At 69.1% G+C, this 26,415-nt stretch carries 31 protein-coding genes, 2 pseudogenes and 1 riboswitch; of the genes and pseudogenes, 17 read left to right on the top strand and 16 right to left on the bottom strand.

Going from position 1 to position 26,415, the window contains the following annotated elements; all coding sequences use genetic code 11:
- Positions 1 to 2: 2 nt before the first annotated feature.
- From VG502_RS05645 to VG502_RS05615, 7 genes are read right to left on the bottom strand one after another with little or no spacing between them, the layout of a single operon-like run.
- A complete protein-coding gene (locus tag VG502_RS05645; protein WP_325549046.1) occupies positions 3 to 722 on the bottom strand; it encodes an SDR family oxidoreductase in 720 nt (239 codons plus the stop codon).
- Complete coding sequence (locus VG502_RS05640) at positions 706 to 2,118, bottom strand: PfkB family carbohydrate kinase (RefSeq protein ID WP_325549045.1); 1,413 nt, start codon at positions 2,116 to 2,118, stop codon at positions 706 to 708. Before VG502_RS05640 ends, VG502_RS05645 begins: the two co-directional genes overlap by 17 nt.
- Positions 2,115 to 3,338, bottom strand: coding sequence for a glycosyltransferase (locus tag VG502_RS05635; protein ID WP_325549044.1), 1,224 nt, complete (start codon positions 3,336 to 3,338; stop codon positions 2,115 to 2,117). Before VG502_RS05635 ends, VG502_RS05640 begins: the two co-directional genes overlap by 4 nt.
- A complete protein-coding gene (locus VG502_RS05630; RefSeq protein WP_325549043.1) occupies positions 3,335 to 4,324 on the bottom strand; it encodes a glycosyltransferase in 990 nt (329 codons plus the stop codon). Before VG502_RS05630 ends, VG502_RS05635 begins: the two co-directional genes overlap by 4 nt.
- Positions 4,312 to 5,385, bottom strand: coding sequence for a glycosyltransferase family 9 protein (locus VG502_RS05625; protein ID WP_325549042.1), 1,074 nt, complete (start codon positions 5,383 to 5,385; stop codon positions 4,312 to 4,314). Before VG502_RS05625 ends, VG502_RS05630 begins: the two co-directional genes overlap by 13 nt.
- A complete protein-coding gene (locus VG502_RS05620; RefSeq protein ID WP_325549041.1) occupies positions 5,382 to 6,899 on the bottom strand; it encodes an HAD-IIIA family hydrolase in 1,518 nt (505 codons plus the stop codon). Before VG502_RS05620 ends, VG502_RS05625 begins: the two co-directional genes overlap by 4 nt.
- Positions 6,896 to 8,560, bottom strand: coding sequence for a carbamoyltransferase family protein (locus VG502_RS05615; RefSeq protein ID WP_325549040.1), 1,665 nt, complete (start codon positions 8,558 to 8,560; stop codon positions 6,896 to 6,898). The genes VG502_RS05620 and VG502_RS05615 overlap by 4 nt, the downstream gene beginning before the upstream one ends.
- Before the next feature lie 259 nt (positions 8,561 to 8,819).
- Here VG502_RS05615 and VG502_RS05610 point away from each other — a divergent pair, with 259 nt between their 5' ends.
- The 4 genes from VG502_RS05610 to VG502_RS05595 all read left to right on the top strand — a co-directional run bounded on the left by VG502_RS05610 (position 8,820) and on the right by VG502_RS05595 (position 11,854).
- On the top strand, positions 8,820 to 9,623 hold the full coding sequence (locus VG502_RS05610) for a SigB/SigF/SigG family RNA polymerase sigma factor (RefSeq protein ID WP_325549039.1): 804 nt from the start codon (positions 8,820 to 8,822) through the stop codon (positions 9,621 to 9,623).
- Positions 9,620 to 10,561 carry a glycosyltransferase family 2 protein gene (locus VG502_RS05605; RefSeq protein ID WP_325549038.1) on the top strand — a complete coding sequence of 314 codons (942 nt, stop codon included), beginning with the start codon at positions 9,620 to 9,622 and terminating at the stop codon, positions 10,559 to 10,561. Before VG502_RS05610 ends, VG502_RS05605 begins: the two co-directional genes overlap by 4 nt.
- An 85-nt stretch (positions 10,562 to 10,646) precedes the next feature.
- On the top strand, positions 10,647 to 10,847 hold the full coding sequence (locus VG502_RS05600) for a hypothetical protein (protein WP_325549037.1): 201 nt from the start codon (positions 10,647 to 10,649) through the stop codon (positions 10,845 to 10,847).
- Positions 10,844 to 11,854 (top strand): DNA topoisomerase IB, encoded by a 1,011-nt coding sequence (locus VG502_RS05595; protein WP_325549036.1) that lies wholly within the window; start codon positions 10,844 to 10,846, stop codon positions 11,852 to 11,854. Before VG502_RS05600 ends, VG502_RS05595 begins: the two co-directional genes overlap by 4 nt.
- A 19-nt stretch (positions 11,855 to 11,873) precedes the next feature.
- Here VG502_RS05595 and VG502_RS05590 read toward each other — a convergent pair whose 3' ends face one another.
- From VG502_RS05590 to VG502_RS05570, 5 genes are read right to left on the bottom strand one after another with little or no spacing between them, the layout of a single operon-like run.
- On the bottom strand, positions 11,874 to 12,071 hold the full coding sequence (locus VG502_RS05590; protein WP_325549035.1) for a hypothetical protein: 198 nt from the start codon (positions 12,069 to 12,071) through the stop codon (positions 11,874 to 11,876).
- Complete coding sequence (locus VG502_RS05585; RefSeq protein WP_325549034.1) at positions 12,068 to 12,412, bottom strand: hypothetical protein; 345 nt, start codon at positions 12,410 to 12,412, stop codon at positions 12,068 to 12,070. Before VG502_RS05585 ends, VG502_RS05590 begins: the two co-directional genes overlap by 4 nt.
- Complete coding sequence (locus VG502_RS05580) at positions 12,409 to 12,798, bottom strand: hypothetical protein (protein ID WP_325549033.1); 390 nt, start codon at positions 12,796 to 12,798, stop codon at positions 12,409 to 12,411. The genes VG502_RS05585 and VG502_RS05580 overlap by 4 nt, the downstream gene beginning before the upstream one ends.
- Positions 12,798 to 14,027: an NRAMP family divalent metal transporter gene (locus VG502_RS05575; RefSeq protein WP_325549032.1), complete on the bottom strand. Its 1,230-nt coding sequence runs from the start codon at positions 14,025 to 14,027 to the stop codon at positions 12,798 to 12,800. The genes VG502_RS05580 and VG502_RS05575 overlap by 1 nt, the downstream gene beginning before the upstream one ends.
- Positions 14,024 to 14,392, bottom strand: a complete 369-nt coding sequence (locus VG502_RS05570) for a hypothetical protein (RefSeq protein ID WP_325549031.1) — start codon at positions 14,390 to 14,392, stop codon at positions 14,024 to 14,026. The genes VG502_RS05575 and VG502_RS05570 overlap by 4 nt, the downstream gene beginning before the upstream one ends.
- A gap of 336 nt (positions 14,393 to 14,728) precedes the next feature.
- Between VG502_RS05570 and VG502_RS05565 the strand changes: the two genes are divergently transcribed.
- The 11 genes from VG502_RS05565 to VG502_RS05515 all read left to right on the top strand — a co-directional run bounded on the left by VG502_RS05565 (position 14,729) and on the right by VG502_RS05515 (position 20,373).
- Complete coding sequence (locus VG502_RS05565; protein WP_325549030.1) at positions 14,729 to 15,520, top strand: hypothetical protein; 792 nt, start codon at positions 14,729 to 14,731, stop codon at positions 15,518 to 15,520.
- Positions 15,520 to 16,566 (top strand): SRPBCC family protein, encoded by a 1,047-nt coding sequence (locus VG502_RS05560; RefSeq protein ID WP_325549029.1) that lies wholly within the window; start codon positions 15,520 to 15,522, stop codon positions 16,564 to 16,566. The genes VG502_RS05565 and VG502_RS05560 overlap by 1 nt, the downstream gene beginning before the upstream one ends.
- A 57-nt stretch (positions 16,567 to 16,623) precedes the next feature.
- Positions 16,624 to 17,046: a gas vesicle protein GvpJ gene (gvpJ, locus tag VG502_RS05555; protein WP_325549028.1), complete on the top strand. Its 423-nt coding sequence runs from the start codon at positions 16,624 to 16,626 to the stop codon at positions 17,044 to 17,046.
- The gene (locus VG502_RS05550) at positions 17,043 to 17,822 is read left to right on the top strand and encodes a GvpL/GvpF family gas vesicle protein (RefSeq protein ID WP_325549027.1); all 780 of its coding nucleotides are present in this window, start codon (positions 17,043 to 17,045) and stop codon (positions 17,820 to 17,822) included. Before gvpJ ends, VG502_RS05550 begins: the two co-directional genes overlap by 4 nt.
- Entirely contained in the window at positions 17,822 to 18,067 is a 246-nt protein-coding gene (locus VG502_RS05545) for a gas vesicle protein GvpG (protein ID WP_325549026.1), read from the top strand. Before VG502_RS05550 ends, VG502_RS05545 begins: the two co-directional genes overlap by 1 nt.
- A 2-nt stretch (positions 18,068 to 18,069) precedes the next feature.
- The gene (locus VG502_RS05540) at positions 18,070 to 18,420 is read left to right on the top strand and encodes a gas vesicle protein GvpO (protein WP_325549025.1); all 351 of its coding nucleotides are present in this window, start codon (positions 18,070 to 18,072) and stop codon (positions 18,418 to 18,420) included.
- A 1-nt stretch (position 18,421) separates the two neighbouring features.
- Positions 18,422 to 18,793: a gas vesicle protein gene (locus VG502_RS05535; RefSeq protein ID WP_333783541.1), complete on the top strand. Its 372-nt coding sequence runs from the start codon at positions 18,422 to 18,424 to the stop codon at positions 18,791 to 18,793.
- Positions 18,786 to 19,553: a GvpL/GvpF family gas vesicle protein gene (locus tag VG502_RS05530; RefSeq protein ID WP_325549024.1), complete on the top strand. Its 768-nt coding sequence runs from the start codon at positions 18,786 to 18,788 to the stop codon at positions 19,551 to 19,553. The genes VG502_RS05535 and VG502_RS05530 overlap by 8 nt, the downstream gene beginning before the upstream one ends.
- Positions 19,546 to 19,794 carry a gas vesicle protein gene (locus tag VG502_RS05525; RefSeq protein WP_325549023.1) on the top strand — a complete coding sequence of 83 codons (249 nt, stop codon included), beginning with the start codon at positions 19,546 to 19,548 and terminating at the stop codon, positions 19,792 to 19,794. Before VG502_RS05530 ends, VG502_RS05525 begins: the two co-directional genes overlap by 8 nt.
- Positions 19,794 to 20,084 carry a gas vesicle protein K gene (locus tag VG502_RS05520; RefSeq protein ID WP_325549022.1) on the top strand — a complete coding sequence of 97 codons (291 nt, stop codon included), beginning with the start codon at positions 19,794 to 19,796 and terminating at the stop codon, positions 20,082 to 20,084. Before VG502_RS05525 ends, VG502_RS05520 begins: the two co-directional genes overlap by 1 nt.
- A 67-nt stretch (positions 20,085 to 20,151) precedes the next feature.
- Positions 20,152 to 20,373 carry a hypothetical protein gene (locus VG502_RS05515; RefSeq protein WP_325549021.1) on the top strand — a complete coding sequence of 74 codons (222 nt, stop codon included), beginning with the start codon at positions 20,152 to 20,154 and terminating at the stop codon, positions 20,371 to 20,373.
- Between the two features lie 11 nt (positions 20,374 to 20,384).
- Here the strand turns inward: VG502_RS05515 and VG502_RS05510 are convergent, their stop codons facing one another.
- A complete protein-coding gene (locus VG502_RS05510; protein ID WP_325549020.1) occupies positions 20,385 to 21,134 on the bottom strand; it encodes a GAF and ANTAR domain-containing protein in 750 nt (249 codons plus the stop codon).
- Between the two features lie 65 nt (positions 21,135 to 21,199).
- On the opposite strand from VG502_RS05510, the pseudogene VG502_RS05505 reads away from it, so the two are divergent.
- Positions 21,200 to 21,799 (top strand): annotated as a pseudogene (locus VG502_RS05505) (transaldolase family protein); the annotation flags it as partial.
- Between the two features lie 89 nt (positions 21,800 to 21,888).
- Here the strand turns inward: VG502_RS05505 and VG502_RS05500 are convergent.
- Genes VG502_RS05500 through VG502_RS05490 form a run of 3 tightly spaced genes read right to left on the bottom strand, consistent with a single transcriptional unit; the run spans position 21,889 to position 25,519 of the window.
- Entirely contained in the window at positions 21,889 to 23,982 is a 2,094-nt protein-coding gene (locus VG502_RS05500) for a xanthine dehydrogenase family protein molybdopterin-binding subunit (RefSeq protein WP_325549019.1), read from the bottom strand.
- A complete protein-coding gene (locus VG502_RS05495) occupies positions 23,979 to 25,013 on the bottom strand; it encodes an FAD binding domain-containing protein (protein ID WP_325549018.1) in 1,035 nt (344 codons plus the stop codon). The genes VG502_RS05500 and VG502_RS05495 overlap by 4 nt, the downstream gene beginning before the upstream one ends.
- On the bottom strand, positions 25,010 to 25,519 hold the full coding sequence (locus VG502_RS05490) for a 2Fe-2S iron-sulfur cluster-binding protein (protein WP_325549017.1): 510 nt from the start codon (positions 25,517 to 25,519) through the stop codon (positions 25,010 to 25,012). Before VG502_RS05490 ends, VG502_RS05495 begins: the two co-directional genes overlap by 4 nt.
- A gap of 192 nt (positions 25,520 to 25,711) precedes the next feature.
- On the opposite strand from VG502_RS05490, the pseudogene VG502_RS05485 reads away from it, so the two are divergent.
- Positions 25,712 to 26,146, top strand: a pseudogene (locus VG502_RS05485) (flavodoxin family protein); the annotation flags it as partial.
- A gap of 56 nt (positions 26,147 to 26,202) precedes the next feature.
- Positions 26,203 to 26,385, top strand: a riboswitch (cobalamin riboswitch).
- Positions 26,386 to 26,415 lie beyond the last annotated feature (30 nt).

Here is a 26,415-nt window from a genome sequence, read left to right as displayed (position 1 = left end):
TACTAGGGCCAGGACGGCTCCGTCGATGCGGTGACGATCAGTTCGCGCAGTTCCACGCCGGCCGGTTGGCGCAACGCGGTCATCACGGCGTTCGCGACCTCCGCTGGATCCATCAGCTCGGCGTCCGGCCCCGGCCGGTACTGCTCCGGACGACCGTCGAAGAAGTGCGTGCGCATGCCGCCGGGCACCACCATGGTCACGCCCACGTCGCCGGCCAACTCCATCGCCAGCGCCCTGCTGAACCCGACGACGCCGTGCTTCGAGGCGCAGTATGCCGTGGCGTCACCTGCCGGCCGCAGACCCAGGGTCGAAGCGACCGTGACCACCCGGCCATGGACCTTGCGCAGCTGGGGAACCGCCGCGCGGATGACGGCCGCGGTGCCGAGCAGGTTGACCCGCAGGACGCGGTCCCATGCCTCTCCGGCGACCGTGTCGAGGGCACCGCAGACGTCGGTGCCGGCCGCGGTGACGACCGCACTGACGTCGCCGTACTCGTCGATGATCCTGCTGACAGCCGCCTCGGTGGCACGCGTATCGGCCAGATCGACCTCGACATGCGGGAGTTCGCCCTCGGGGGAGTTGATGTCGAGGACGACGGGCCGGCCGCCCTCGCGCAGCACGGCGTGCGCGACGGCCGCACCGAGCCCGCTCGCGCCTCCGGTCACGATGACGGTCCCGGCGAGGGTGGTGGTCGTCGTCGGCGTGTCAGCTGACAGTGTCATGAAGGTTCCTCTCCTGGTGCCGGCGAAGTAGTGAGGTGGTCGAACGCCCGTTGAGATACGGCAGGAGCACGACCCGGCCGCCCCATGAGCGGACGACCTCCGCCTCCGGCAATGAATTGGCGTCGTAGTCGCCGCCCTTCGCCCAGATGTCGGGGCGCAGGCGGCGCAGCGCCTCGCGTGGGTCGTCCTCCTCGAAGACGATGACGTCGTCCACGACGGACAGCGCGCGGAGCAACCGGGCCCGGTCCTCGACCGGCTGCACCGGCCGGCCGGGACCCTTGCGGCGGCGTACCGAGCTGTCCGAATTCAGCATCACGACCAGGCCGTCGCCGAGACGGCGGGCGGCCTCCAGCGAGGCGAGATGCCCGGCGTGCAGGACGTCGAAACAGCCACCGGTCGCGACGAGGGTGCCGGCGAACGGCCGGCCGCTCCGATGGCCGTCCGTCGGCGGCGACCCGGGTGACCCGGGTGCCCAGCCTCTGTCCCGGAAGCCGGTCGTGCCGCCCCGGGCCACCCAGCGGGCGGCTTCCTGCACACCGTGGTTGACGGCCTCGGGCGGTGTTGCACCGGATGCCAGCGCCAGCGTGACGGCGGCCGACAGGCTGTCGCCGGCGCCGCACGGATCGCTCGCTTCGGTCGAGGGTGCCGGAGCGAAGTAGGGCTCGGGCGCCGACGTCGCCAGCCACGCACCCTGTTCCCCGCAGGTCACACACAGCGCCGTGGCCCGCCAGCGCCGCAGGAGCGTCGCGGCAAGTCGCGCACCGTCCCAGGCCGAGCGGTCCGCGGAGATGTCGGCGGCGAGGGCGGCCCGCGCCTCGGCCAGGTTGGGAGTGACCAGCGTGGCGCCGGTCACCGGCGCAGCCCCGCGCGGGTGCGGATCCCACACCAGGATCGGTTCGTCCCTCCTCCGGCGTTCGAGGATGGCGCGCAGTTCGGGCTGTGCCGTCATACCTGCGCCGTAGTCGGAGACGAGTACGGCGTCGGCACCCCGAAGGCACTCCTTCGCTTCGGGCGGCAGCGCGCCGGGAGTGCCCGGTCCGCCCTCGTCGAAGCGGGTGAGGGAGTAGCCGCCCGAGCGGATACGGGTCTTGCAGCGCGTGGGTCCGGCATGCTCGAGCGGGATGAAGTCGATCCCCTCGACCGCCAGCAGGCGGCGCAACTCGACGCCGTGCGGATCGTCGGCCAGCGGCGCGATCAGGGTCACCCGGGCTCCGTGGCGGGCGCACAGGACGGCCGCGAGACCGGCGCCGCCCGGACCGCTGCGAATCGCGTCCACATCGACCACCGGTGCGGGAGCGTCCGGGCACAACCGGTCGGCATGGCCCTGCAGGTCCCGGTCCAGCACGACGTCACCCACCACGACGACGGTTCGCCCCGGCGTGATCCGCGTGGTCATCGGGACCCCGATCCGACAGTGGTGCCGGTCCGGGAGAGCGTGTCGCGGAACACCGCCTCCGTCTGTTCCGCGACGCGCGACCAGGAGTATCGCTCCTGCGCGCGTTCGGCGGCGCGCACTCCGCAGAGCCGCAGCAGCCGCGGCGACGAGGTGATCCGTGCGATCGCCGCGGCCAGGGCTGCGGGATCGCGTGGTGGCACCAGGAAGCCGGTGGTCCCTTCGACCACGGTGTCCAGCAGGCCGCCGACAGCCGTCCCGACGACCGGACGACCGCATGCCGCTGCTTCGACGGGAGTGATGCCGAACGGTTCGTACCAGGGACTGGCCACGACGACGTCCGCCGCCTGGTAGGCGGCCGGCATCTGCTCGTGCGCAACGCTGCCCGCGAAGCGCACTCGACCGTGCACGCCGAGTGATCGGGCGATCCGCACCAGCCGTGCGGCCTCGGGATCGTCGCCCAACCGGGCGGCGGGCGGACCGCCGATGACCAGCAGGCGCGCCGTGGGCAGTTGGGCCAGTGCGCGGATGACGGTCTCGACGCCCTTGCGCGGCACCAGTCTCGCGACGCTGAGCAACATGGGCCCGAGGTCCGGCCCGCGGTCCTGATGCTCGCCCGGGCGGAACAAGTCGGTATCGACGCCACACGGCACGACGCTGGTGCGGGCGGTGTCGACGCCGGCCCGGCGGAGTTCGGACACCTCGTCGGAGCACGTCGCGATGATCGCGTCCGCTCGGCGCCCGACGTACGCCTCATCGGCTATGCGCGACGGTGGGCTGGTGTCCTCCGCACCCTGGTGACGCCGCTTGACGGTGCCCAGAGCGTGGAACGTCTGCGCCATCGGTATGCCGGTGGCGTCGGCCGCGCGTGCGGCGGCGAGGCCGGACATCCAGAAATGCGCGTGCATGATGTCCGGCCGCGCATGCCGGCTCCAGTCGTGCAGCATCCAGTCGGCGAAGTCGGGCATCAGGGGCAGCAGGTCGTCCTTGGGCAGATATGTGGCGGGGCCGACCGGGACGTGGACGACCGTCACCCCGTGCAGGTCGACCCGTTCGGGCAGGTCGTCCAGCGGGCGGTCCCTGCGGGTATAGACGGTGACGTCGTGGCCGCGTGCCGCCAGGTGCTGCGCGAGTGCCGCCACGTGCACGTTCTGCCCTCCGGCGTCGACTCCGCCGAGTATGGCGAGTGGGCTTGCATGTTCCGAGATCAGTGCGACCCTCATGATGTTGCCCCTTCCAGTAGTCGATCCCAGTCGTCCAAAAACCTTGGTAACCCGTACTTTTCGAGTGCATGAACCCGGGCGGCGCGACCTGCGCGGCGGGCGCTGTCCGGGTCAGCGATCCAGTCGTCCGCGCGTCGCAGCAAGGCGTCGAGGTCGCTCGAGACCAATCCGCCGTCGGCGGGCACCGCAGCGCACGCCTCGGTCGTGTCGACCGCGAGGACCGGCATACCGAGCAGCATCGCCTCGATGAGCGAGAGGCCGAGACTGGTCCAGCGGCATACGTGCAGATAGGCGCGGTGACGGGGGAGCCGGTCCAGCAGCGCGTCCTGGGGGAGGTCATCGTGCAATCTCGCGGTCCACCCGGGCAGGCCCGCATCGGTGGCCACGACGGCCAGGTCGCGCATCCCCATGCCGTAGACGTCGAGGGAGCGACCGTCCGTCGCCTGCCGGCCGGCCAGTTCGAGCAGAATGTCGGCGCCCACCACCCGACCTCGTCGCACCGGCTCGTTGACGACCGAGGCCAGACCGGGTTCCTCCCCTGTGTAGCGGTAGCCGGGGTCGATCACACCGTGCTCGATGACCGTGGTGGGCGCCCGGCCGCAGTCCCACATCAACCGGTTGAAGTGGGTGACATGGACGACCGGGATCGCGTGTTGTTCCGCCATCGGGTGCCGGGTGGTGGCGGCCCCGCACACCGGGGTGTTGTGCTCGAGGTAGACGGCGCGGACGTCCTTGCCCGGGACACGACCGGTCCAGCGCCGGCAGAGCTCCTGCTCGTGCGGTCGCTGCAGGATCACACAGTCGAAGTCCGCGCCGTCAAGCTCCTGCACGGGTACCTCGTGGACCCGGTCCGGCCAGACCCAGGTCCGCGCGCGGCCACGTCCGTCGGGCCCCCGCGCGGCGTCCACAGGTATGACGACATCGTGGCGACCCTGCACGAAAGCCGTTGTCCAGGAACCGTGTACGTGCCACATCAGGATGCGCATGACACCTCCGGCAGTGGGGCGTCCCGTCCCGTCAACCGCTCGACCGCGTCGACCACGTCCATGCCGGTCACGCCCCGCATGCAGGGATGGCCCGGCAACGGGCACACCCGCGCGCGTGTCCCGGCACAGCCCGCTCGCTGGTCACCGAGCAGCACATGGGGCACGCCCCAGGGGCGCCAGCGGGCGGCCGGCACCACCGGCGCGAAGATCGACACGACCGGGGTGCCGACCGACGCGGCAAGATGCGCTGCGCCCGTGTTCCCCGCGACCGTGGCGGACGCTCCGGCGAGCACCTGGCACAGCCGCCGCAGGTCGGTGCGTCCGATCAGGTCGGTGACTCCGTCGCGTGGCAGGTTCCGGACCATCACCCGGTCGGCGCGATCACCGGTCAGCACCACCCGGTGACCGGTCGCCAGCAGGGCGAGCACCGCGTCCCGGGTCAGGTCGGCGCCGATGCCGCGGGCCGGCACCGAGGCGCCGGGGTGTACGACGACGTAGCGATCGGGCAGTGCGAGGCGCTCCGGGGCGGGCGCTGTCAGCCGCAGGCGCGCGTCGTCATGTGCCGGCAACGGGTGGCCCGCCGCGGCGACGAGCCGCAGTGCCGCCTCGACCTCGTGGCCGCCGGTGTCCCCACCGTCGTCGTCGACGTCGTTGCCGTGGCCGTCACCCAGTCTCCGGTGCCGGACGTCCAGCAGGCTGCCCGGACTCGCATCGCTCGTGCCGGTGATCCGCGGTACACCCGCGAGCCGGCAGACCATGGCAGTGGGCAACGGGCTCTGGTGGTATGACGTGAAAACGACTGCCTCGTCATACTTTCCACGCAGGCGAGCAACGAGCACGGCGACTTCCCCGGCGAATGAGGAGCGGCAGGGCTGCCCGATCCATGGGGCGTCGTAGGCGATCACCTCGGTGACGCCCGGCAGCAGTTCGGCGGCCGCGGCGCCGGCGGTCGAGGTGAGGTAGTCGACCCGCGTCGCGCCGGCGGCGAGTGCTCGCACGGCAGGACCGGTGAGCAGCACGTCGCCCATCCCGTCCATCCGGACGGCGAGTACCCGCGTCATGAGCGCGCCCCCTCCAGGATCCATTTCACGGCAGCGGTCAGGTCCGGTGCCACGCGTGGCGCGTCGTCCACCTCGCTGCGCCGGGTGTCGGCGTTGGGCACCAGCACGTCGACCGCGCCGGCCCGGCGGGCGGCGAGCAGGTCGCCCGCGGTGTCGCCGATGACGACACACTGCTGCGGGGGTGTGCCCAGCGCCCGGGCAGCGGCCCGGATCATGCCCGGCGCGGGCTTGCGGCAGGAGCACCCTTCCGATACCCGGTGCGGGCAGACCTGCCAGGTGTCGAACGGCCCGAGAGCGCGGTCGACGGCGGCATTGCGCACCGCGACGTCCTGCGCGGTCGTTCGCCCCTCACCGACCGCGCCCTGGTTGGTGACGACCCCGGTCGCGAAGCCGTGAGCGCGCAGTGCCGCGACGGCTTCCGCTGCCCCCTCCACCGGGTGCACGACGGCGACGTCAGCGGGTTGCTCATCGTTCACGATGAGGGTGCCGTCCCGATCGAAGAGGACCGCGCGCAGCGGCAGTGGCCACGGCTGCGCGGTGCGGTGTCTCCAGCGACCACGTACGGCGTGCGTCACCGCGCACCACGGGATCAGCGCACTCGTCACCGCCATACGTCCGATCTCGGCCGGTGTGCGGGGACCCGGCAGGATGCGACGGATGGCGAATTCAGCGGTCATGGCGACCCAGCCGGCGGCGCTCGCCACGGCGACCCGGCGGCCCCACCGGTGGTGTGCCGCGGGCGCGGTCCCGACAGCGATGCTGCCGAGGCCCACCGCGAGCAGGTGATTGCGCATCCGGCCGCGGCCGGCTCCGACGGCTTCGCGCCACGACCGCCCGTGCAGAGCGCGCATCAGCGCGTCGTCGGCGTTGCCGCGCTGCGCGCGGACACTGATCCACGGGCCGGCCGGACGGACCGGGTGCACGACTGTCCGATTCCCTTGCCGCAGTTGCCAACCCGCGTTCTGCAGGCGAAGCGCGAGGTCGGAGTCCTCACGGTAGGCACGCGGGAAGCGTTCGTCGAACCCGGACACCTCCAGTAGTGCCGTCCTGCGGAACGCCATCTCCGCGGTGATCCAGCGCGCATCTGCAAGAGCTGCCGTGTTGCGCTCCCAATCGGTCGGTGGCCGGTCATCGGGCAGCGGCACGCGCACGACTGCCTGGACGCCGGCGGTGCGTGCGTCGGCATCGGCCAGATCGGATACCAGTCGGGCGGACCAGTCCCGCGGGATCTCGACATCGTCGTCCAGGAAGACGACCCACTGCGCCGCGGTGACCTGCCAGCCCAGGTTCCGTGCCGTCGCGGGTCCGCGCGCGCCGCCGGTGACCACGCGGGTGCGGCATCGCGCAGTGAGCGCCGACGGCACGCACAGGGGAGTGCCGCCGGCCCGCCGATCGTCGACGACGACGACCTCGGACGGTGGGTGCTGCTGGGCGGCCAGCCCCATGAGCGTCACCTGCAGGCTGGGCCGACCGATGGTCGGCACGACCACCGCATAGTCGACCGTGCGGGTCATCGGTCGCCCCCGTACAGGGCGCCGCGGCGTACGACGTGCGGGCCCAGCACCAGCAGGTCGATCGGTGCGGACCCGAAGATCTCCAACGCCTCCCGTGGTGTGTCCACCATGGGTCGTCCGGCCGTGTTGAGGCTGGTGTTGATGACGACGGGCACGCCGGTCAACTGCTCGAAACGCTCCAGCATGCCGGCCAGGCGCGGGTTCGTCGCGCGGTCCACCGTCTGCGCGCGCGCTGTCCCATCGACGTGCGTGACCGCCGGAATGCGTTCTCGCCATTCAGGTTTCACGTCGTGCACGAACAACATGTACGGACTCGGCAGCGGACCCCCCGCAAAGATCTCGGCGGCTCGCTCACCGCGCACCATCGGCGCGACGGGACGGAACTGTTCACGTCCCTTCACGTCGTTCAGCCGGCGCAGGTTGTCGGCGTTCCCCGGGTGCGCGAGCAGCGAACGCTGACCGAGGGCACGCGGCCCGAACTCGCTGCGCCCGTCGAACCAGGCCACGATTCCGTCGTCGGCAAGGACCTGTGCGACGACTGCGGGCAGGTCGTCCGGCGTCCGGAACGGCACCCGCGCGCGATGCAGCTCGCCGGCCAGGTCCGCGTCCGACCACTCCCTGCCGAGTGCGGCGGTCGGGAAGGCCGTGCCCCCTGCCTGCGTGACGTTTTCGGATGCCGCGAGCGCGGCGCCCAGGGCGGTGCCGGCATCCCCGGCCGCGGGCTGCACCCAGACCGACTCGAACGGTGAGTCACGCCAGAGCCGGGAGTTGGCGACACAGTTCAGCGCGGTGCCGCCCGCCATCGCGAGGTTCGTCGTGCCGGTCTGGTCGTGCAGCCACGAGGCCAGGTCCAACAGGGTCTCCTCGAGGCAGGCCTGCAACGACGCCGCGAGGTCGGCGTGTGCTTCGTTCCACGCGTCCTGCGGGCCCCGGCGGGGCGCCCACTGGCTCCAGTCCGGCACCCTGGCCGTGAAGCCACCGCCGCCCGTCGCGTGCGCGACGTCGCGGAGTTCGGCCAGGTGTCGCGGGCGACCGTATGACGCGAGGGCCATCACCTTGTACTCGTCACTGGACCGGAGGAAGCCCAGATGCTCGGTCAGGGACTCGTAGAGGAGGCCGAGGGAATCCGGAAGCCGTTGGGCGGCAAGGATGTTCAGCTTTCCGTGGTCGTACTCGCCGGCGAGGTGGGATGCGGATTCACCCCGCCCGTCGATGACCAGCACACTGGTCCGTCCGTCGCTGTCCTGGCTCGCCTCGACCAGACCGGCGGATGCCGCGTGCGCGATGTGATGGGGGACGAAGCGGAACGCTCCGTGGGGGAGCTCGCCGAGCTCCGCGGCGATGAACCGGGGGGCCTGCTCGGCGTACTGCTGGCGTAGCCAGTCCCACGGATCGTCGAGACCCAGCTGATCGGCCGGTGTGGCCAGCGCCGGGTCGTAGGAGTACGCGACGACGTCGAGGTCTCCGGCGGACAGGCCCGCGCGCTCCAGGCACCAGGCCATCGCTGCGGAGGGCAGCTCCCACGCCGCGAACGGCACCGGTCGCTTGCCGTGCTTGCGTCGGCTGAAGCGTTCCTCCTCCGCTGCCGCAACGATCCGACCGTCGACGACCAGGGCCACCGAGGGATCGTGGAACAACGCATTGATCCCGAGCACTCGCATGGGCCCCCGGTACCCAATCGGTATGGCGTCGAATCGTCGCCGGGCGCGCATCGTGGCCACGTCCCAGCAGACGTCCCGAAGACGTTCTCACAGTCCGTTCAATGACTTCTTCGGGGTGCCAATTGCGGTGTGCCGCAACGAAATCAGCGATCTGCTGACTTCAGGGTCTTGCCGTGGCGGGTGACACGTGTCACTGTTAGTGGAACGTGCCGGCTCAAGAAGTGTGGTCGGTGTGGTTTCTCGTTGGAAGAGAACAGCCATGCCGCACTCAGAACTTGCGTCCCCCACGTCTGCAGGGGATCGGGTACCACGCGCTGAAGATCTCCTCCTCAAGGCTCAGCACGCGAGTCGCACCACTGCAGCCCGATTGCGTCACCAAGTGGTCGTCGACCACCTCTCGCTTGCGATGTCGATCGCGCATCGCTACGACCAGCGGGGCCTCGAACGTCAGGATCTCGAGCAGGTCGCCCTGCTCGGGTTGGTCCAAGCGGTCCGCCGCTACCGGCCCGGACAGGGTTCGGGCTTCCTCGCATTCGCCGTGCCCACCATCACCGGGGAGTTGAAGCGGCACTTCCGCGACCACGGGTGGGCAGTACGTCCGCCGCGTCATCTGCAGGAACAGAGCCTGGCCGTTCGGTCCTGTACGGAACGGCTGGCGCAGGAACTCGGCCGGGATCCCACCCGCCAGGAGATCGCCGATGAGCTCGGTCTGAGCGTGGGCGACGTCACCCGGGCCGAGGGCGCGGACGGTCAGTACGTCGCGCGCTCGATGGATGCACCGGTCGACCGTGACAGTGGTGTCAGCCTGGGTGACACCTTGGGGGAGGTCTGCCGGGACCTGGATCGGGTGGAGGACTTCGAGACGCTGCGCCCGCTGCTGCGCACCCTGAAGGCACGCGAGCGGCTGATCGTGCGGTTGCGGTTCGTCGACAACCTCACCCAACGGCAGATCGGCCAACGCATCGGCGTGAGTCAGATGCAGGTTTCCCGCCTTCTCACCGACATCCTGCTCCGCTTGCGCCGGGCCATGGACGTCGACCAGGACATCGGCGCGGCATCGTGACGGTGCATGCGTCGCGGGTGACCGCTGCGCCGCCCGTCCCGGACCTCGCCGACCGCCTGACCATCGTTCTGCTCACACACAATTGCGCGAACTGGATCGACCGCACCGTGCATGGTCTCCGCGCGCTCGATGTGCCGGTCCTCGTCGTCGACAACGCGTCGACGGACGACACCGTCACCCGGGTGCGAGGTCATGGCCTGCGGGTCGTGCAGTTGGCGACGAATCGCGGTGCGGCCGCCCGGAACGTCGGGGCGGAGCTCGCCGGTACGCCATACATCGCCTTCTGCGACGACGACGGCTGGTTCGAGCGCGCGGGACTCGAGCGTGCCGTCCGGTTGCTGGACCGGCATGCGTCTCTCGCGCTGCTGAATGCGCGCATCCTGGTCAACGACGAGGAGCGGCTCGACCCGATCTCCCGCGAGATGGAATGCAGCCCGCTGGATGGCGACGCGGAACTGCCGGGCACCGTCTTGATGGGCTTCATGGCCGGTGCCGTCGTCGTACGACGGGAAGCCTTCCTGGAGGTCGGCGGATACGACCACCGATTCTTCATCGGGGGAGAGGAGGAGACGGTGGCGATCCCATTGCTGCGCAACGGGTGGCGGATGCGTTATGACCCGCAGATCGTGGTGCACCACTACCCGAGCGGAGCGAATGCTCCGAACATCCGGCACTTCGGGGTCCGCAACACGCTGACCAACGCGTGGCTGCATCGGCCCTTCCGCAGCGCTCTCTCCTGGACCTGGTTCATCACCCGCACCACGCCGTCGCGCATGACGCTGGTGCGCGGGCTGGCGATGTTCGTGCGCGATCTGCCCTGGATCGTGCGGGATCGAACCGTCATGGCCGCCGAACTCGATGACGCGCTGGCGCTCCTGGACGAACGTCGCCGCATGGCGACTCCGGGCCGTCGGCGCCACCGCGAGTCGGTGTGGTGAGCCGCGCGAACCCGCCGGCCGATCCGGCGTGTGAATCCCCACAGCAACGGCGCACGAAGTGTGTGCCCTCATCTGGAGGTAACCGATGGTTGACGATCTTCGTTCTCTGATCGTGCGACTCGCGGCGCTCGAGGACGCCGCCCGCACGGTGCCCGTCGTCGCTGCGGATGACCCGACCGCAGCGGTCAATCCGGAGTTGCAGCGGCTCATCGACGAGGAGCGCGTCGTGGTGGCGAAGATCCGGCAATTGCGGGCAGCGACCGTTGCGGCGACCCACGGGACGTGACGTCGCTGCGGCGTGCGGACCCTGCCGAACCCGGTATCCGTCGCCGGCGTTGCGGGCGTGGCTTCTCCTACCGCACCCCGGACGGGAGCATGGTCGATGCGAGGACGCGGACGCGGATCGAGGAGCTCGCCATACCTCCCGCGTGGGAGCAGGTGTGGATCTGCGCCGATCCCGACTCGCACCTGCTGGCCACCGGAGTGGACGCGGCGGGGCGCACGCAATACCTCTACCACCCGCAGTGGCGTATGGCGCGCGACGCCGAGAAGTTCGAGCGGGTCGTGGCGCTGGGCCGGGAGTTGCCGCGCCTGCGGCGGCGGCTGCGCCGTGAACTCGCCGCCTGGTCGCGTGGTCCGGCGCCGCGCGCGGCGGTCGAGTCGCTCGCGCTGCTGCTGCTCGACACGGGCTCGCTGCGGATCGGCTCCGAGACGTACGAGCAGGAGAACGGCTCACACGGTGCGGCGACCCTTCTCGTCCGGCACGTGAAGCGATCGGGCGGACGGACGATCCTGCAGTTCCCGGCCAAGGGCGGGGACGTCGCGCGGGTCGCACTGCGTGACGCCCTGCTCGCCAGCCGGGTCAGCCGCCTTGCCCGGGACCGAGCAGCCGATGCCTACCTGCTCTCGTTCCACGACGGCGATGCGTGGCAGCACCTCACGAGTGCGTTGGTCAGCGAGCGTTTTCACGATCTCGCCGGGCCCGACTTCGCGGTGAAGGACCTGCGCACGTGGGCGGCGACGGTTGCTGCGGCGGAATCCCTGGCGAAACGGGCGGGCGAAGGTCCCCAGGCCCGGGAGGGCCGGGTGCGTGAGGCGATCGCCGACGCGGCGGAGGCGCTCGGTGACACCGTGCCCGTCGCGAGGGACAGTTACGTCCATCCGCGGTTGCTCGCGACGTACGAGACGACCGGACGGACAGTGGGGCGTACTCGCGGACCGGTCCTGCAACACAGTCCCGCGGTGCGCCGTCGTGTCGAGCGCGAACTGCTGCAACTGCTCGACGGCTCCTGAGCACGCGCAGCGGGCCCGCTCAGCCGTCGTTGCCGTCCGGGTCGTTGCCCGGGTCGTCGTCCGTGTCGTCGGTGTCGCTGCTCGTCTGGCTGCTCCTCTCCAGCGAACGCGTCACCGGGTCGTCGTGATGACGCAGCACGACCCAGCCCAGCAGGACCAGCAGTACGCCGAACATGCAGCACGCGGCGAGGACGTCGAGACCGCCGTTCTGGGTCATGAGTCCTCCTTCTCGTCGGTTCCCGGCGTGACGCCGCGGCGCACCGTCACCGTGCGCGAGGCGACCTGGACGACGTCGGACCACGGGATGTCGAACGAGTCGCGGCCGAGCCAGCGCAGGAGCACGGTGAGGGGCCACGGCCCCGCCATCGCGCCGCGCCCGTAGCCGAGTCGATGCCCGATACCGACGGGTCCCACCACCAGTTTGCTGATCGCCAGTGCCGGTTCACTGCTGTCGTCCAGGGGTGGTGCACCGGACTCGAGCAGCAGATCGTGCACGGTGCCGAGGTGACGACCGTCCTCGTCGGCCACGGTGGCGCCCATCAGGTCGAGGGATCTCATCGGGATCCTCCGGGAATGGGCCGGATGACGTTGTCCCGCGTCCAGTTGGTCAGGCGTCGCAATTCGTCCGCCGGCGCAGTCTCGCGCAACCGGATCTCCCGCCGGTTCACCGTCTGCACCTCGGCCAGCGGGACACGCACCGGTTCACCCCCGTCAGGGGACAACCTGCGGCCCACCGCCCACACGAAGAGGCCGATGAGGCCGCCGACCCGTGGCCCGAAAGCCGTTGAACCACACAGCAATGCGGTCAACACCGGAGCACCGCCCCCGGGTGGCCTGGTGAACTCCAGGTCGTCGACCTTGCCCACCGGCTCGCCATCCGCCGCGTAGATCTGCACATCGAGGAGTTGCCCGGCGGCAGCCGCCTCCCACTCCCACTCGGTCATCACGAACCTCCTCGGGTCCAGAACAGCAAGGGCAGGGTGACTATCGAGACGACACCGATGACTCCCAGGAAGGCCACACCCATGATGTTGGCGAACGTGCCGTTGACCCTGTCGCCCAGATAGTCGCGGTCGTTGGCCACGACCAGTACCGGCAGGAACGTCAACGGTATGGCGACAGCGCCGAGCACCACCGACACGATCGTGAGGGTCACCGGGTCGATCGTGGTCAGGGTGAACAGTGTGCCGGCGATCAGGGTCAGCAGGCAGATGACGTGGAACTGTGGCGCAGCCGAGGGCTTGTGCCACTTGCCCCACGACCAGCCGAAGTACTGCGCGACGGCATACCCGGTCGACATCGTCGACTCGGCCCCTGCGACGAAGGTCGCCGCGAAGAAGCCGACGAGCGCGAAGGCCAGGCCGACCTTGCCGAAGGCGATCGCCGCGGGTAGGCCCACCTGGCTCAGGTGCCCGGCGTCTGCTCCGAGCGGCTGCAACACCACGGCCGAGGTCGCCACGATGGCGATGCTCAACAAGCCACCGAGGGGGAAGCCGACGATGGTGTTCAGTCTCATCTGCAGCATCGACTTGGTCGTCCACTGTTCCTCGATGCCCCCGGAGGAGAAGAAGATGATCTGGTACGGCACCAGGCAGGCACCGATGAGGGACGCGGCGTAGAAGAAGTACGTGGTGTACGCCTCGTTCGGGGGCACGGACGGATGGAACGTGCTGGTCGCCAGCGCTCCCCAGTCCGTCGGCAGCCAGAACAACGCGAGTACGAAGACCAGCAGGGACAGTCCGACCACGCCGAAGACCTGCTCGATGGCCTTGAACGGCAGCCGCCAGATGACGCCCCACATCGCCAGTGCGATCAGCGGCACCCAGAGCAGGTAGTTCACATCGCTCGCGAGCTCGAGCGCGAGTCCGACGCCGCCGACCTCAGCGGCGAGGGTGAGCAGGTTGAGGATGCAACAGGCGATCAGGTTGAAGAGTCCGAAGCGGACGCCGAGCCGCTCCCGCACTACGTGGAAGACCGGTCGCTGCGCGACCGCGGTGACGCGCCCGGCCATCTCGGCATACACCGTCATCCCGATGGTGCCCACGACGATCGCCCAGACGAGCGACATGGAGAAGCGCGCGCCGGTGACGCCACTGGTCACGATGTTGCCGATGTCGACGAACCCGCCGATGGCGGTGACCAGTCCGAGCGCGACTACGAAGGCTTTCTTCACAGTCCCACCCGCTCCATGCCGCTGAGCTTCTTGCGCGGAGCGACGAGGGCGCGGACCGCCTTCGAGACGCCCTGGTGATCACCCCGGCGCAACGCGATCCGCAGATCGGTCAATGCGTTGGACACGTCCTGCAGCGGCTTGTCGATCTTGTCCTTCAATGCGATCGCGTCGCTCGTCGGCGGCTGGCGGCTGTCGTAGGTGGCGATGATCGACCCGGCGTCGTCCTCCGCCTCCGTGACGAGGGTGTCGGCATACGCCTTGGTCAGCCGCCCGTGCTGCCACTGCTGGGCGCCGGTGCGCGCGACGGCTGCGATGCCGGCGACGGCGCTCGCCGTGGTGCGCGTCTTGGTCTGGTAGTCCGACATGGTCGGCGAGGGTGACGCGCAGCCCGCCAGCAGCAGGATCGCAGCACCGGCAACAGCCAACGGCCGAGGTCGGCAGGACTCTCCGTCTGACATGGAGGGGTGTTACCCGCGCCGTCCGGCCCCAATCACCCGCGCCCAGCGGCTGGGACGTCCCGGTGGCCCGACCCCGCCTCGCGATGCCCGATCAGGCACCGTCCCTGGGTCTCATCGCACACCCGACGATCTCCGCTCGCATTAAAGGTTTGACCGCACCGGGTCGGGGTAACTCTCCGGCTTGACACCTGCCCAGTGCAGGGCCGTCCCGCGACGGCCGCGACCAGAGATGACGAGGAATCCATGAGTGCGACAACAAAGATCGCCTTGGCGGTCGCGAGCGGATACCTGCTTGGCAGGTCGAAGAAATTCAAGCTCGCCATTGCCGTCGGCAGCATGCTGGCGGGGAAGCGGCTCGCAGCAGACCCGCAAGCGTTGGTGCAACGAGGCGCCAAGCTCATCGACAGCAATCCCGAGCTTCAAGCGCTCCAGGAACAGATCCGGGGTCGCCTGATGGAGGCTGCCAAGACTGCGGCCATCACGGTGGCGACGTCCCGCCTGGAACACCTCAACCAAAACCTGCTCGAGTCGGGCAGCCGTCCGCTGGACGGCGGGCCGGAGGCGCTGGAGGACGAAGGCCCCGACGAGGAAGAGCCCGAGGAGGAAGAGCCCGAGGAGGAAGAGCCCGAGGAGGAAGAGCCCGACGAGGACGAGCCCGACGAGGACGAAGAGGCCGAGGACGAAGAGGCCGAGGACGAAGGCGCCGAGGACGAAGGCGCCGAGGACGAAGAGGCCGAGGACCAACAGCCCCGGGACCAAGCGCCCCAGGAACAGGGAGCGCGGGGCGTCCGCGGCCGGAGACCGGCCGCCGCAAAGCGATCGACGAAGAAGCCTGCGCCGGCGAATGCCAAGAGGACGGCCAAGAAGTCCGCGGCAGCGAGTGCGAAGAGGACCGCCACCAAGCCGGCGCCGGCGAGTGCGAAGAAGACGGCCAGGAAGTCAGCGCCGGCGAGTGCGAAGAAGGCGTCCTCGTCGCGTCGGCCGACGAAGAAGTCCAGTTCGGGGCGAGGCGCCCGACGCAGAGGTGAACGCTGATGCCCACTGAACCGATGGACAAGCTCAAGGACGCGTCACGGAGTCTGTTCGACACGCTCGGATCCCGTGCGACGAGCACGATCGCCGACCGGGTCGGTGGACTGACCGACAAGTTCGAGGACATCGCTCAAGGGAGTCCGGGCAAGGAGGCGGGCGCCAAGGCGGCAAAGGCAGCCGCCGAAGGCAAGTCACCGGTCGGAGGAGCCATCAAGGGTCTCTTCTCGGGTGTGAAGGACAAAGTCACCGGCGGTGGCGGAGGCGGTGGTGCCGCCAAGCCGACCAAGTCCACGAAGATCATCGAGGAGATCGATGTCGGCGTGCCGGTTTCGGTTGCCTACAACCAGTGGACCGAGTTCGGCGAATTCCCCAGCTTCATGAAGAAGGTCGAGAACGTCGAGGCCCCGGAGGACAACAAGCTCAAGTTCAAGGCGCAGATCGTCTGGTCCCACCGATCCTGGGAGGCCACGATCAAGGAACAGGTTCCCGACGAACGCATCGTGTGGCGTTCGCAGGGGGCGAAGGGCCACGTCGACGGAGGGGTCACCTTCCACGAGTTGGGCCCCAATCTGACCCGCATCCTGATGGTCCTGGAGTACTACCCCCAAGGACTCTTCGAGCGCACCGGCAACATCTGGCGCGCACAGGGCCGGCGGGCCCGCGCTGAGTTGAAGAACTTCCAGCGACACGTGATGACCCGCACGATCCTCGATCCGGACGCGGTCGAAGGCTGGCGGGGAGTCATCCACGACGGCGAGGTTGAGAAGACGCACGACGAGGTCGTGGAGGAGGAGCAGCAGGCAGCCGACGACGAGGCGGCGACCGACGACGAGACGGACTACGAAGAGGACGAGGCCGACGAGGACGGGTCCGAAGAGGACGACGACTACGACGAGGACGAGCCCGAAGAAGACGAGCCCGAAGAAGAGGGGGCCGAGGACGACTACGACGACGGCGAGCCCGAAGAGGACTACGACGATGACGAGGAGTACGACGACACCGGCGAGGACGAGCCCGAAGAGGACTACGACGATGACGCACGACGGTGACGACCTGAGCCCGGAACCCGTGGGGACGCTCGCGAAAGCGCCGAGGAGGCACCTGCAATGACAACTCAGACAATGCAGCGCCGGGGCGGTGGTTACCTGGAGCGGCCCTCGCCCAGCAGCCTCGCCGATGTTGTCGAGGTCATCCTCGACAAGGGCATCGTGATCGACGCCTACGTGCGGGTGTCGTTGGTGGGCATCGAACTGCTGACCATCGATGCACGGATCGTGATCGCGAGCGTCGACACCTACCTGCGGTTCGCCGAGGCGACCAATCGCCTCGACCTCATCGCGCATGGCGGCGGCAAGCCCCTCGACGAATTCATCGGCGACCTGCAGGAACACGGTGCGGCCAAGAAGGTCGGCGGCGCAGTGCGGGGTGCGAAACGTGCGCTCACCGGGTCCGGTGGCGATGATGACGATGACGACGAGAAGAAGCGGCCGGCGCGGAAGTCTTCGCGCCGTAGGAGTTCCGACTCGTGAGTGCGTCCACGATGAGCGCCGATCAGCCGACGCAGGAGCTCGAGATCGCATCTCACGTCTACGGCGTGCGGCGGGCTGACGCCGGCCGTCTTCCGACAGCGCTGTGCGGCATCGACGGCACTGCGATACGCACCGTCGTACACGAGGGGCTCGCAGCGGTCGTCGGAGATGTCAACGCGGACCGACCGCGGTGGCGAGGGGCCGACCTGCTGGCATACAACGCCGTCCTGGACGTACTCGCCCGGGCAGGTCCTATTGCTCCGGTGCGGTTCGGTTCGTTGATGCCGGACGACCGGAGCGTCGTCGAGGAGGTGTTGGTTCCTGGCGCGGGGCGATTCCTCGCCCTGCTCGACCGATTCGCCGGGAGCGCTCAGTTCACACTGGACGCGTCATACCGGGGTGACGTCGCGCTCGCCGAGATCGTCGACGCCGACCCCGAAGTCGCCGAGTTGCGCGCGCGGACTCGCGAGCTGCCCGAGGGAGCGGCATACGGAGAACGATTGCGGCTCGGCGAGCTGGTGGCACAGGCGATCGACATCAAGCGTGCGACGGACGCGGAGGCGCTGTTGCGCGGGATACTGCCGTTCGTCGACGAACACGAGGTGCGTCTCGGGAGCGGTGCCGAGCACATCGCCGGTTACGCGCTGCTGGTCAGTGACGATCGGCGCGGCGCACTGGAGCAGCATCTGGAGTCCGTGGCAGCTGCGCTCCATCCCCGCGTACGACTGCAGTGGCGTGGGCCGATGGCACCGTACGACTTCGTCGGAGCGCAGTGATGGGGCTTGTCTCGAGCGTGCTCGGCCTGCCGCTCGCGCCGGTGCGGCTGTCGGTGGCGATCGCGGAACAGGTGCGCCGACAGGCCGAGGAGATGTTCTACGACCCGGCATCGATCCGCGCGCAACTGCAGGACGTCGCGCGGCAGCGTTCCGACGGGACACTGAGCGATGAAGAGGCGACCGCGCGCGAGGACGAACTGGTCGATCGGCTGATGACCGGCAGTGCTCGCGGGAGTGGGGTCTGAGTATGGCGGACCAACAGACCAGCAGGACCGGGGCAGAACGGTCGAACGGCAAGCGGCAGTCCGGACGGAGCGCTCCCCGGGCCGCCTCGCCGAAGCGGCCAGGCGCCGCCCGGATCGCACACCTGGCGACGCAAGCGGTCGAGGAGCTGATCGGCAAGGAGATCGAAGGCGTCACGGGTCTCGAGCGCACCGACGACGGCTGGCTCGTGGAGGTCGACGTGCTGGAGTTGCGACGGGTGCCCGCCACCACCGATGTGCTCGCGACTTACGAAGTGGCGATCGGCGCGAATGGCAACCTCGAGGGATACCGGCGGATCGGCCGGTACGTCCGCGGGGAAACGGGGCAGGAGTGACATGACCGAGCCGACCCACCCCTCGACCACCCAGCCGTTCTCGACCTCGATGACATCGGCCGGCCAGCCCGTACAGCCCAACCTCGCCGACATTCTCGAACGAGTGCTCGACAAGGGGATCGTGATAGCGGGCGACATCCGGATCAATCTGCTCGATATCGAGTTGCTGACGATCAGGATCCGGCTACTGGTCGCGTCGGTCGACAAGGCACAGGAGATGGGCATCGACTGGTGGCGGCGCGACCCGATGCTCAGCGGCGAGACCGACCTGGCCGACGAGAACAAGCAGCTTCGGCAGCGCATCGAGGCACTCGAAGCGGGCCGGCAGGATTCTCGAACCGGAGCGGACACGAAGGAGTCCGGTGATGGTTGACCTCGCGCGATACATGTACGCCGTCAGCCGGCCCTTCGAGGACGGCGCCCTGGCCGCGCCCGTCACAGGCATCGCAGAAGGCAGGATCGACACCGTCCGGCACCGGAACCTGGTCGCGATCGTCAGTGATGTCGACCTCAGCGAATTCGGCGAAGCAGCCTTGCGCGCGAATCTTGAGCAACTCGCCTGGCTCGAAACCGTGGCACGCGCACATCACCGGGTTGTGCAAGCCGTGTCGTCGGCAAGCCCGACCGCACCTCTGCGACTGGGGACCATCTGCCTCGACGACGACGGAGTTCGTCGCCGGCTGGCGGAGTGGCACGACAGGCTCGAGCGGGTGCTCGACCGTGTGCAGGGGCGCCGGGAATGGAGCGTCAAGGTGCTCGCGCCGGCCCATCGGGAGACCGTGGCCGCCACCGCCACGACACCCACCGGAGGAGCTGACTACCTCCGCCGGAAGAAGGCTCAGGCCGAGGCGAAACTGACAGCGGGTCAGGGGGCCGCCCGCGCGGCGGCACGGCTCCATGAGGTTCTGGGCGCTGCCGCGGTCGCCGCCCGGACGTTCCCGGCGCAGGACCCCGCTCTGTCCGGTCGCCGGGGCACCATGCTGCTCAACGCGGCATACCTCGTCCCCGCCGACGGGATCGGTGCGTTCCAGGCGTGCGTTGATGCCGCGCGCGCTGAGGTTCCGGACCTCGTCATCGATTCACAAGGACCTTGGCCGCCATACGCCTTCGCGATGTTGGACAGCGATGACTGACCAAACGGGACGCGAGCCGGTGGGCGCGCGGGCCGGCCGTGCTGGCAGCGGCGCGATACTTCAGGTCGGGCCGCAACCCGCCGGGCAGATCGCCCTCGTCGACCTGCTCGACCGACTCCTCGGGACCGGCGTCGTGCTGGCAGGTGACATCGTGATCTCGCTGTCAGGGGTCGACCTCGTCCAAGTGCGTCTGCAAGCGCTGGTGAGCAGCGTCCGTGACCAACTGCCGGAGCCGGACTGATGGCCGCGACACGCTCCCTGTCCAGACGCCTCGAATCCGACCCGGAGTCGATCGAGCGCGACCTGTTCAGGCTCGTTCTCACGATCATCGAACTCGTCCGGCAGCTGATGGAGAAGCAGGCGCTGCGGCGCGTCGACGACGGCAGTCTCACCGAGGAGCAGATCGAAGGGCTCGGCACCGGACTGATGCGCCTCGAGGAAGCCGTGGAAGAACTGAAGGGGCGCTACGACCTCGCCACTGCCGACCTGAACATCGACCTGGGGCCGCTGGGGATGCTGCTCTCCGACTGACCGCTACACCCACCGATATACCCACCGACAGCAAGAGGCACGATCCGCTGTGAATGAGGAGGTTCCCGTGGTCACCACCGCCCACGACGTCAGAGCTGCACTCCTGGAGCAACTGATGGGCCGGGTCGAGGAGGATCGCTTTCCGTCCACGACGATGCTGGACATGATCGAGCAGTTGCTGACGCCTGACGACGTCCCCGGATACGCGCGCCTGCTACTGGACAAAGCAGCAGCAGACAACTTTCCGAGCATCACCATGCTGCGTCGGGTCCAAGAGCTGACCCGCTGACCGGCCGCGGCTCAGTTCACGGCCTCGTCGAGGTTCGCGCGGTTGCGGCTCGGATCGGTGTCGGGTAGTGCTCGATGGGTGACGAGGAATTGCGCGACGTCGCGCAACTTGGTGTTGGTGTTCTGGGAGTAGCGACGCAGGACTTCGAAGGCCTGGTCGGGCCGGAGCGAGTGCCGCTCCATCAGGATGCCCTGCGCTTGACCGATCACCTTGCGCGCGTCGAGAGCGGTGTCGAGTTGCGCGTGGCGCATCGACGACGCGAGGGCGATCGCGGCGTGCGTGGTGAAGATCTGCACGTAGGAGTGATCATCGGCGCTGAACGTGCGCTCGGTCGTCCAGTAGAGGTTGAGGCAGCCGATGCGTTCGCCCGTGGTGTCGGTGAGTTGTCCGGCGAGTGCGCTCCTCAGCCCCAGTTCGGCGGCGCGGGGGCCCCACACCGGCCAGCGCTCGTCACGGTCGATCCGCACGCTGGCGAGCGTCTCGCCGGACCATGCGCTGTCGTTGCAGGGGCCCTCGTTCAGGGCGTACTGCAACTTGTCCGCCTCGAGGACGACGGGATCGGTGGTACCGACGGTGCGCAACCGCTTGCGGGGGGTGATGAGGGTGATGCCCGCGTGGTCGGCGCCGAGTGTCTCCCGACCGTGCTCGACCACCTCTTCGGCCGTTTCCTCAGGTCCCTTGGCAGCATTGAGTTCTGCTGCTATGCGGGCGAATTCGAATGCGTCCATGATCGCTCCCGTCGCGAGTGGTTCTGCAGGCACGCGCAACAGCGAACAGGCGGACGACGTCGCTGCGTTCCTGCACTCTACGCGTCGTTCCTGCGGGAATGGCTCACAACGTTTTTATCCCGCCTCCCGGGGTATTCGCGCTCAGGGCGTATCGACCGCCCTCAGCGGACGGGGACAAGGATGAGCAGCATGGACATGCCGAGGACGGGTGCCCTGCAGGAGCTGACGGCATACCCGCGATCGAGCAACTGACCGGTCAGGGCATCAGCGTCGACGTCACGCTGATCTTCTCGCTGGACCGTTACCGGGAGGTCATCGCCGCATATCTCGCCGGTCTACGCACAGCGGCGAACCGGCAGCTGGACATCTCGCGGATCGCCTCGGTGGCATCGTTCTTCGTGAGCCGGGTCGATGCGGCCGTCGACCGGCGGATCGATGACGGCGGGGAGGGGACCGAGTCGTTCCGGGACCGGGTCGCTGTCGCCAACGCGCGTCTCGCCTACCGGATCTTCGAGGAGACACTGAGTGACGAGGACCGGCGTGAGCTCGAGGAACAGGGCGCGCGTCCGCAACGGCCCCTGTGGGCATCCACCGGGGTGAAGAAGCCCGAGCTGCGCGACACGCTCTACGTCGAGGAACTCATCGCACCCCATACGGTGAGCACGATGCCGCTGCGCACGTTGCTGGCAGTGGCCGATCACGGCCAACTGGGCCGAACTTCGCGAGACGGTCCGCCGGAAATTCGGCGCCCTCAGCTGAACCATGCGTTCGTTCCGCCCGAGGCTCGTCAGCGCGCCAGCGCGCCGACGAACCGGTCGGGTGTGATCGGCAGGTCACGCACGCGCACGCCGGTGGCGTGGTACGCGGCGTTCGCGATGGCGGCGGCCGCACCGACGATGCCGATCTCGCCGACACCCCGGGTACCCATCGGGTTGGTGCGCGGGTCGCACTCATCCAGCCAGACCGCCTCGATGTCGGCCACATCCGCGTGCCCAGCGATGTGATACTCCGCGAAGTCGTGGTTGACGATGTGCCCGAAGCGCGGATCCATCACGCTGTGCTCGAAGAGAGCCATCGACAGGCCCATCGTCATACCGCCGATCAGCTGGGAACGGGCGGTGCGCGGGTTCACGATCCGGCCCACCGAGAAGACACCCAGCATGCGCGGGACGCGGATCTCGCCGGTGTCGCGGTGCACGAGAATTTCGGCGAACTGCGCACCGAAGGAGTGGGCAGCAAACTGTTCTGCCGCAGCGTCTTCCGGCGCCTCGGCCTCTGCCATGGCGCCCTCGGTGGGATTGTCGCCGTGCTGTTTGCGGAAGGCCTCGACCGCCGCCACGATGGCCGAACCCCACGAGCTGATGCCGGAGGAGCCACCTTCCACGGTGGCGTTCGGCAGGTCGGTGTCGCCGATCTCGAGCAGGACGTGCCCGGTCGGGCAGTCCAAGGCGTCGGCGGCGATCTGGGTCAGCGCGGTCCAGGTGCCGGTGCCGATGTCCGCAGCACCGATCTGCACGACGTACGCGCCGTCGGTATGCCGGATCCGGACCCGGCTGCCCGGCATCGTGTTCGCGGGGTATGTCGAGGACGCCACGCCGGTGCCGACCAGCCATGGACCGTCCCGGCGGACACCGGGTCGCGGATCGCGGTCGTGCCAGCCGAATCGCCGGACCCCTTCGCGCAGGCAGCCGGCCAGATCGCGGTGCGTGAAGGGCTTCCCGGTGTCCGGGTCGGTGTCGGTGTCATTGCGCAACCGCAGTTCGATCGGGTCGATGCCGCAGGCCTCGGCCAGCTCGTCCATGGCCAGCTCGGGGCCGAACATGCCGGGGCATTCGCCGGGTGCGCGCATCCAGAAGGGGATCGGCACGTCGAGGCGCGCGTAGCGGTGGGTGGTGAGCCGGTTCGGCGCGGCATACATGGTCCGGGTCGGGATCGCGGTCTGCTCGGTGAACCCGACGACCGTGCTGGTCCGGCCGATCGCCTCGTGACTGATCGCGCAGAGCTGTCCGTCGCTGTCGGCGCCGAGCCGGACCGTCGAGATGGTCTCCGAGCGGTACCCGACGAGTTCGAACATCTGCCTGCGGGTGAGAGCCAGCTTCACGGGCCGGCCGGGGACAGCACGCGCGGCGAGAGCAGCGAGCACAGCCGGAGCGTGCGGCTTGCCCTTGGAGCCGAATCCGCCTCCGACGTATGGCGATACGACTCTCACGTCGTTCTCGTCGAGTCCGAAGAGAGGTGCCATCGCGGACCGCACCACGTGGACGCCCTGGGTGGAGGTGTGCAGGACGAGCCGACCGTCGTCCCACTGCGCGATGGTGGTGTGCGGCTCCATCGGATTGTTGTGCTCGAGCGGGGTCGTGTAGGTCTGCTCAACCGTGACGACGGCGCCGGCGAGAGCCGCGTCGACGTCGCCCTCGCTCGTGTCGGTGGCGGCGTTGCCGTCCAGCTTCTCCGGCGCGATGAGGTCGCCGCGCTCCGGGTCCATCTCGGCGTGGTGTTGCTCCTCGGCATACGTGATGTGGAGCAGGTCCGCCGCCTCGCAGGCGATCTCCGGCGAGACGGCGACCACCCCGCCGATCACTTGCCCCCGGAACGCCACCTCGTTCGACTGCAGCACCAACAGCTCGGGGTCGTCGATGTCGGTGAGCCGGAAAGCGTTGTCGGACGTGATGATTGCGACGACTCCATCGACCTTCTCGGCGTCGGACACGTCGATACCGGTCACGCGCCCCTTGGCGATGGTCGCCTGCACGGCGTGCAGATACAGGGGGTCCTGCACCGGCTGGTCATATGCGTATGGCGCAGCGCCGGTGACCTTGGCGCGTCCATCGATGCGCTCGATGGGCGCACCCATCGACGGGGGAGTGTGCTGGTCGGTCATCGGTCCCCCTCGTGGTGGTCCGCCGAAGGAATGTCTCGAGGGCCCACATCCTCCGTCAGGTCCAACAGCACCCGCACCATGGTGTTGCGCAGCATCGGCACCTTGAAAGCGTTGCCCTCCAACGGTTTCGCCGCTTCCAGCTCGGCATCCGCCGCCTGCCGGAAGCCCTCCGCCGAGGCGGTTGCTCCGTGCAGGAGGTCCTCGGCCCGGTGCGCGCGCCACGGCTTGTGGGCCACAGCGCCACACGCGATCCGCACGTCGTTGATCGTGTTGTCGCCGTCGAGGTCGACCGAGGCGGCGACGGAGACCAGCGCGAAAGCGAAGGACGCGCGATCCCGTACCTTCCGGTAGGTCGACCGAGCCGTCGGCCGGGAAGGGGGCAGGTCGACCGCGGTGATCAACTCGCCATGGCGCAGGACATTGTCCCTGTCCGGCTCATCGCCCGGGAGCCGGTGGAGCTCCGCCAACGGGATGCTGCGGTCACCGACCCGGCTGTGCACGCGGACGGTCGCATCGAGGCACAACATCGCAACGGCCATGTCCGACGGGTGCACCGCGACGCAGTCCGCGGACGCGCCGAAGATCGCGTGATAGCGCTGGTATCCCTCCAATGCCGAGCAACCAGAACCCGGTTCGCGTTTGTTGCACGCGGTGGTGACGTCCTGGAAGTAGACACAGCGAGTGCGTTGGAGCAGGTTGCCCGCGGTCGTTGCCAGGTTGCGCAGCTGTCCGGACGCTCCCGAGAGCAGTGCTCTGGACAGGGCCGGGTAACGGCGTCGTACCCGCTCGTCGGCGGCGAGATCACTGTTGCGCACGGCTGCGCCGATGCGCAGCCCGCCGTCCGGCAGGTCCTCCACGACAGCCAGTGGCAGGCGGCTCACGTCGACCAGTAGGTCGGGGCCGGCGATCCCGAGCCGCAGATGGTCGACCAGGTTCGTTCCACCGCCCAGGAACATCGCGTGTGGCGCCGCTGCGACCGCGGCGACCGCCTCATCGACGGTTTCGGCTCGCACGTAATCGAAGGGTCTCATGCCGTGTCCGCCTGCCGGATCGCCGCGACGATATTGACGTATGCCGCGCATCGGCACAGGTTGCCGCTCATCCGCTCGCGGATCTCCGCGTCGCTGAATTCGGCCCGATCGGTGAGGTCCTCGGTGACGTAACTCGGTTGCCCGCAATGCAATTCGTCGAGCATGCCGACCGCTGAGCAGATCTGGCCGGGAGTGCAGAAGCCGCACTGGAAACCGTCCTGGTCGAGGAACGCCTGCTGCACCGGATGCAGGTCCCCGTCGTCGTCGACCAGTCCGTGCGCGGTCACGATCTCCGCACCGTCGTTGGCGACCGCGAGTGACAGGCAGGAGGTGACCCGGCGACCGTCGAGCAATACCGTGCACGCGCCGCACTGCCCGCGATCACAGCCCTTCTTCGGTGCGGTCACGCCCAGACCATCGCGCAACGCGTCGAGCAGGCTGGTGCGCGTGTCGATCGTGAGCGTGCACCGTCGTCCGTCGACGGTCAGCGTGAGGCGGGACTCCATCGGGCGTTCTCCTCGTGGCGCGGGTGGCGGGACGTGCTCGAGCAGCGGCTACCCCGGCCCGTATGACGACAAACCCCGCCGCGCTGCAGCCGGCGTGACCGTGCACCGGTGGGTGTCGCGACCGGTCGGGCGGGTAGGGACCGCAGGAAGAACCTGCGACACGAGACCGTCAGGAGCAGCACATGAACGATCGACGAGTGGCCGGCCCTGCGCGCCCGTGTTCTCGAAGCCGACATCGTCGTACTCGCGACGCCGACCTGGCTGGGTCAGCACAGCAGCGTCTGCCAGCGGGTCCTGGAGCGGCTCGACGCAGAGCTCTCCGACACCGACGACCACGGGCGACCGCGAACCTTCGGCAAGGTCGCCGTGGCGGTCGTCGTGGGCAACGAGGACGGTGCGCACCACATCACCGGCATCGTCTACCAGGCCTTGAGCGACGTCGGGTTCACCATCCCGGCGCAGGGCGTCACCTACTGGAACGGCGAAGCGATGCACAGCACCGACTACCAGGACCTGGATGACGTGCCGGACGTGACGGCGTCGACCACGAAGGTGGCCGCCGCCAACGCCGTGCATCTTGCGAAACTGCTGTGCGCCGAGGGCTATCCGCCGACCGACGGAAAGTGACGGTCACCGGTTCCGGAGGCGCCCGGCAAACCCGCCGCGGTGCCGGGGCGGGGCCGCGATAATCTGTGGCCGCCAGTCGTACTCCCCGGTGGAGTCAGGGAACCCGGTGCGATTCCGGGGCTGACGCGCAGCGGTGAGGGTGACGGGCGAGGCAAGACGCCACTGGGGCCACGTCCCGGGAAGGTGCCTCGTGCCGGTCGAACCCGAGTCCGAAGACCTGCTGGCCCTGGCGGCATTCGCCGCGAGGTCATGAACGGATCCCGCGAGGC

It is taken from the genome of Flexivirga sp., from assembly GCF_035551235.1.
Classification (GTDB): domain Bacteria; phylum Actinomycetota; class Actinomycetes; order Actinomycetales; family Dermatophilaceae; genus Flexivirga.
The sequence above is the reverse complement of the archived record's forward strand: the minus strand, read 5'-3'. Positions and strand labels throughout refer to the sequence as shown.